The organism is Mycobacterium sp., from assembly GCF_052145595.1.
Lineage (GTDB): Bacteria > Actinomycetota > Actinomycetes > Mycobacteriales > Mycobacteriaceae > Mycobacterium.
The window spans coordinates 1-4,809 of record NZ_JBKQOI010000293.1; the positions used below are offsets into that span (position 1 = coordinate 1).

A 4,809-nucleotide genomic window follows, 5' to 3' on the forward strand; every position below is an offset into this window, starting at 1 on the left:
GCCGCGAGTCGTTCGGAAAGGTGCGCAACAAGCGATCGACGATTGTGCAGGCCGGTCAAATCGTCATGCTCAGCCAGGTAGCGAAGCCGTTCTTCGGCGGCGATGCGCGCCTGAAGCTGTGCAAACATAGGCGCGATCGCCCCGAGCGTGTTCATCAACTTTGGCGTCCATTTCCTGCCACCGAATTTGATGAAGCCGAGCAATCCCGTGGTCACCCCCCTCGAAACCAGCGGTGCAGCGGCAACCGAGGGCGACGCGACGGGGCGGCTTTTCGCGATCCGACCCTGGTAAGCCCGGTAAGGATGGTTTGCCGGGTCCAGCTGGATCACAACCGGCTTCTTGCCGTGCGCGCAGTAGGCGAAGACGGGGTCGTCGCTGGTGAAATGAACAACCTCGAGGGGATCCGGGTCTGGACGGTTGGGTCGCGGTGGCCAATCCGCGATCAACTTCGACGCCCGGATGTTGTGATCGTTGTGACGTAAGAAGCCGACGTCCGCGTCGAACTGCTCGACGAGGTTCGCCAACGTCTGTTGGCTGGCCTCGGCAGCAGTGGATGCGGTCGCATCCATCAGTTGGGCGACAACGGAGTTGGCGACGAAATCTAGCTTGTGCGGCACGGTGCCTCGATTGCCGCTTTGCGAGCGGTCTCAACCCGTTCACGCACGTCATCGAAGGATTCGGCCCATGCTGGCCCCGTCTTGTGCCGTGTCTCGGGCATTGTCGAACTCCTCAAACTAACGCGAGCGTCAACGCAATGACCTTCACGATGTCGGCACGAGCCGGCACGAGTGCCAGGTCACAGATGCGAATCATTCGAGAAATGAGAAGCTACCCGACGTTGCCCACCCCGGGCGGCGATTTTTCCGATGTAATCCTAAATTAGGGGAACCGTAACTCGGCATGCCATCGTGCTAGGGGCCTTGTGCTGCGATCGCTGTCGGCGGGCCCGGCTTGGTGCGTAGCGTCGCAATATCGGCCGCGTGCGTTTGCTGTCGCGCCGGAACCGTTTACCGTATAGGAATGTCGGGCTCCCTGGACGATCTGGTCACGGCCGCCGCCGCCGCGTTGATGGCGGCCACCGCGGGTAATTCTGCCGCGATCAGTCAACGGGTGATCAGCGATCTGGTTAGTCACTTGGGCGTGGACGCCGGTTTTCTGCGCCGCAACGATCACACCATTCACGCGACAGTGCTCGTCGCTGAGTGGCCGGCACGCAACGCCGACCCCGACCCGATCGGTGTGGTGTATTTCGCCGACGCCGACTCGGTGTTCGCGCTGACCGAAAACTACAGGGTGCCTTACGTTTTGCGTCCTGAGCCAGCGAACGCCGACTATCAACAGAATATTGCGGAGGGCACCGGCATTGCCGCCGTCTCTTTGGCCTGCGTGCCAATGCTGTCCGGGGACGTGACTAGCGGCACGCTGGGCTTCGTCAAGTACGGCGACCGCGAATGGCAACCGGAGGAGCTCAATGCGCTGCAGGCGATCGCTACGCTATTCGCTCAGCTGCAGGCCCGCGTTGTCGCCGAGGGGCAGGTCCGCTACCTGGCTGAGCACGATGACCTCACGGGCCTGCTGAACCGCAGGGCGCTGATCGCCCACCTCGATGAACGCCTGGCCGAGGGTCAGTCGGGCGAAGTCGCCGTATTGTTCCTGGATCTGGACCGTTTCAAGGTCGTCAACGAGCACCTCGGTCAGCACGCCGGCGACCGGTTCATCAAGGGTTTCGCCGAGTTGCTGTGCGGGGCGGCAGACGCTTCCTCGGTCACCGCCCGGCTCGGCGGTGACGAGTTTGTCGTCGTGCCGACCGCGCCGATGGACATCAGCAGCGCCGTGGCGTTTGCTCATTGGCTGCAGGACCGAGTTGACAAGCAGGTCGTGATCGACGGTGAGAAGCTCAGCCGTTCCGCCAGTATCGGTGTCGCTACCGGCGTACCCGGACGCGACAGCACTTCAGAGCTCTTGCGTCGCGCCGATCAGGCCGCTCGGTCGGCCAAGAATTCCGGCGGGGCCAACATCGCAGCTTTCAGCGCGGAGATGTCCGAACGGGACACCATCCGCAACGACATCGAACTGGCCCTGGAAGCGAGCGGCAACAGCGATAACAGCGCACTGGTGCTGCATTACCTGCCGGAGTTCAGCATGCGCACCGGCGAGATCCTCGGGACCGAGGCGCTCATCCGCTGGCAACACCCGACTCGAGGGCTGCTGATGCCGGACTCCTTCATCGGGGTGGTCGAATCGATCAATCTGGCGGGGAAGCTCGGCCGTCTGGTAATGCGCTCGGCATTCGCGCAGTTCGGACTCTGGCGCTCACGCGGCGAGGCGCGCGATGTCGTGCTACGGGTCAACGTATCGCCGATGCAGCTTGTCGCGAACAACATTGTCGATACGGTCGCCGCAACCCTCGACGAGTTCGCAATTGATCCCGGTGCGGTATGTCTAGAGATCACCGAAAGGGTCGTGGTTCAGGAGATCGACACCACGCGCCGAACACTTGCCCGACTGAAGGACATCGGTGTCCAAATCGCTATCGATGACTTCGGTACCGGCTACAGCGCGTTGGCCTATCTGAAGTCCCTTCCGGTCGACATACTGAAGATCGATAGGGCATTTGTCCGCGATCTCGGCACCAACACACGCGATCAGGCGATCGTGCAGGCCATCGTCGACTTAGCGCACGCTCTCGGGCTCGAGGTCGTCGCGGAGGGCGTCGAGACCGTAAGCGCGGCCAGGGCACTGCTTGATTTGGGATGCCATCGCGCGCAGGGCTTTCTGCTGTCCCGTCCGGTGGATAGCGCTGCGATGGAGTCGCTGCTCGCCAGGCGCTTCGTACCAATGGACTTCTCCACCATGGGAGATTCGCCACATGACGATTCGTCTACATCAGACGACGTCTACATCAAACAACCCTGAGACGCGTGACGGCGACCCCTTGCTACCGCGCTCACTGACCAGCTGAGCGGCGCTCAGGGGCGGCGTTGAAACAGGTAGTAGCGCGTCGGGGTTTTCTCGCGGTCTAGCTCCCGCTCGTAGCCGGCCGACAGTAACGTCCAGCCGAGGGCGAATCGTCGTTCGATCTCGGCGTGATCGATGCCCGGCACGCCGAACCTCCCGCCGGGAATGAACGCGACAATCAACAGCCGCGCGTCGGGTGCCGCGACGGCGCTGACTTCCCGGACGTACGCCTCGCGATCGGCGCCGCTCATGTTGTGCAGGCAGCCGTTGTCGACGATTAACTCGAAGCCCGTACCGATCCCGGCCCGACTCAATTGCGTGACGTCGGCACGGACAAAATTGACGGAAACATCGGCGGCGCGGGCCTTGGCGCGGGCGCTTTCGAGCGGCTTTCCCACATAGTCCACCCCGGTGACTTTCCAGCCGCGTCCCGCGAGATAGATCGAGCAATCTCCGGTACCGCATCCAAGGTCAAGCGCCGATCCCATTGGCAGCGCAGGAGTGTCAGGGGTTCCCTCGACCAGATCTCGCAGGCCCTGCCCGAGCGGATGGCCGTCCCACGGCTTGAAGCCGACCCGGTAGAAGAACCGAAAGCGGGTGTGTCGAGAAGCCATAGCCGCCATGATGGCATCTTCGTCCCCACCCGCGATAGCTCGCGTCGAAGAGCCCACGTAACCGCGCCATGCCACAATGTGCCCAGATGGCATAGCCATGTGGGCATATTGTGGCACTGGTAACGCGTATGGGGGTCAACGTAATGCACTCGCTTGCGCTCTTGCAGCACGCGCAGCCTTGGTCGGAACAAGATCTGGGGGAATGCCCCCGATGACAGTTCACCGGCGCGACACCGTTAGAGCCGACGCCAGGTCGCGGACCCGCGACGATTACACCCGGCAAATCCGAATCGCTTGCGACGACCTCCACGAGCATCCGCACCGCCTCGGCAATCCGGCCGCAGTGTTCGAGCTGCTCAAGCAGGACGTCGCCAGCGATCCCATTCTTCAGCCCTGTCGGCGGTAGGCCACCGTGCCAGATATCACCTATCCGGCCCCCGAGAGCCGCTTGCCCGGATACCTCGCCGTCCCTGACGGCCAGGGTCCATGGCCCGGTGTCGTGGTCGTCCACGACGTTCTCGGCATGACAGCCGACTTGAGACGGATCGCCGACCGCCTTGCCGCCAGCGGCTATCTGGCGCTAGCCCCGGCCCTCTACGGCCGCAGACCGAAAATCCGATGCATGATCAGTACCATCCGAGCGCATTTCGCCGGCCACGGCACCGCGTACGACGATCTTGTCGCCGCCCGCGAACACCTCATCGCAGACGAGCGGTGCACCGGCAAGGTCGGTCTCGTCGGATTCTGCATGGGTGCGGGATTCTGTTTCGTGTTGTCCTCTCAGGGGCCATTCGACGCAACCGCTGCCAATTACGGCCTGCTGCCTCAAGACATTGAACCGTTGAGCCAGTCGTGCCCCGTGGTGGCGAGCTTCGGCGCCAAAGATCGCATCGTGGCGGGCGGCACAGCAGCCACGCTGGACGCCGTGTTGGCGCGCGGCGAGGTGCCACGTGACGTGAAGGAATACCCCAGCGTCGGCCACAGCTTCATGAACGACTGGCAGTTCCCCGGTCCGGTCCGCATCATTGAACGCATCGCCGGGATGGCCTACTCGGAACCTGAAGCCGAGGACGCGTGGCGGCGCATCCTGACTTTCTTCAAGGAGCACCTTAGCTACTAAGACCTGAAAAAGTCGGCGCGTTGATCCACCGTGAGGTGCTGCTGAGCAGAGAGGATGGCTTCGAACCCTTGGGCAAGAAGGGATCGAGGCCATCGTGCTCAGAACTGTAAGTGAACA

Annotated in this window: 5 protein-coding genes; 3 read left to right on the forward strand and 2 right to left on the reverse strand. The window is 62.8% G+C overall.

The genetic code is table 11. From position 1 onward, the window contains the following. Positions 1–617 (reverse strand): GAF domain-containing protein (locus ACLP4W_RS25225; RefSeq protein ID WP_442390119.1); only part of this gene is annotated, 617 nt, incomplete at its 3' end. A gap of 403 nt (positions 618–1,020) precedes the next feature. Between ACLP4W_RS25225 and ACLP4W_RS25230 the strand changes: the two genes are divergently transcribed. Next, positions 1,021–2,916 carry a putative bifunctional diguanylate cyclase/phosphodiesterase gene (locus tag ACLP4W_RS25230; RefSeq protein WP_442390120.1) on the forward strand — a complete coding sequence of 632 codons (1,896 nt, stop codon included), beginning with the start codon at positions 1,021–1,023 and terminating at the stop codon, positions 2,914–2,916. 53 nt (positions 2,917–2,969) lie between these two features. Here the strand turns inward: ACLP4W_RS25230 and ACLP4W_RS25235 are convergent, their stop codons facing one another. After that, positions 2,970–3,572 carry a class I SAM-dependent methyltransferase gene (locus ACLP4W_RS25235; protein ID WP_442390121.1) on the reverse strand — a complete coding sequence of 201 codons (603 nt, stop codon included), beginning with the start codon at positions 3,570–3,572 and terminating at the stop codon, positions 2,970–2,972. Positions 3,573–3,783: 211 nt separating this feature from the next. On the opposite strand from ACLP4W_RS25235, the gene ACLP4W_RS25240 reads away from it, so the two are divergent. Together ACLP4W_RS25240 and ACLP4W_RS25245 are read left to right on the forward strand one after the other, a co-directional pair. Further along, positions 3,784–3,978: a hypothetical protein gene (locus ACLP4W_RS25240; RefSeq protein ID WP_442390122.1), complete on the forward strand. Its 195-nt coding sequence runs from the start codon at positions 3,784–3,786 to the stop codon at positions 3,976–3,978. A gap of 6 nt (positions 3,979–3,984) precedes the next feature. Next, complete coding sequence (locus tag ACLP4W_RS25245; RefSeq protein ID WP_442390123.1) at positions 3,985–4,692, forward strand: dienelactone hydrolase family protein; 708 nt, start codon at positions 3,985–3,987, stop codon at positions 4,690–4,692. Positions 4,693–4,809: the final 117 nt, after the last annotated feature.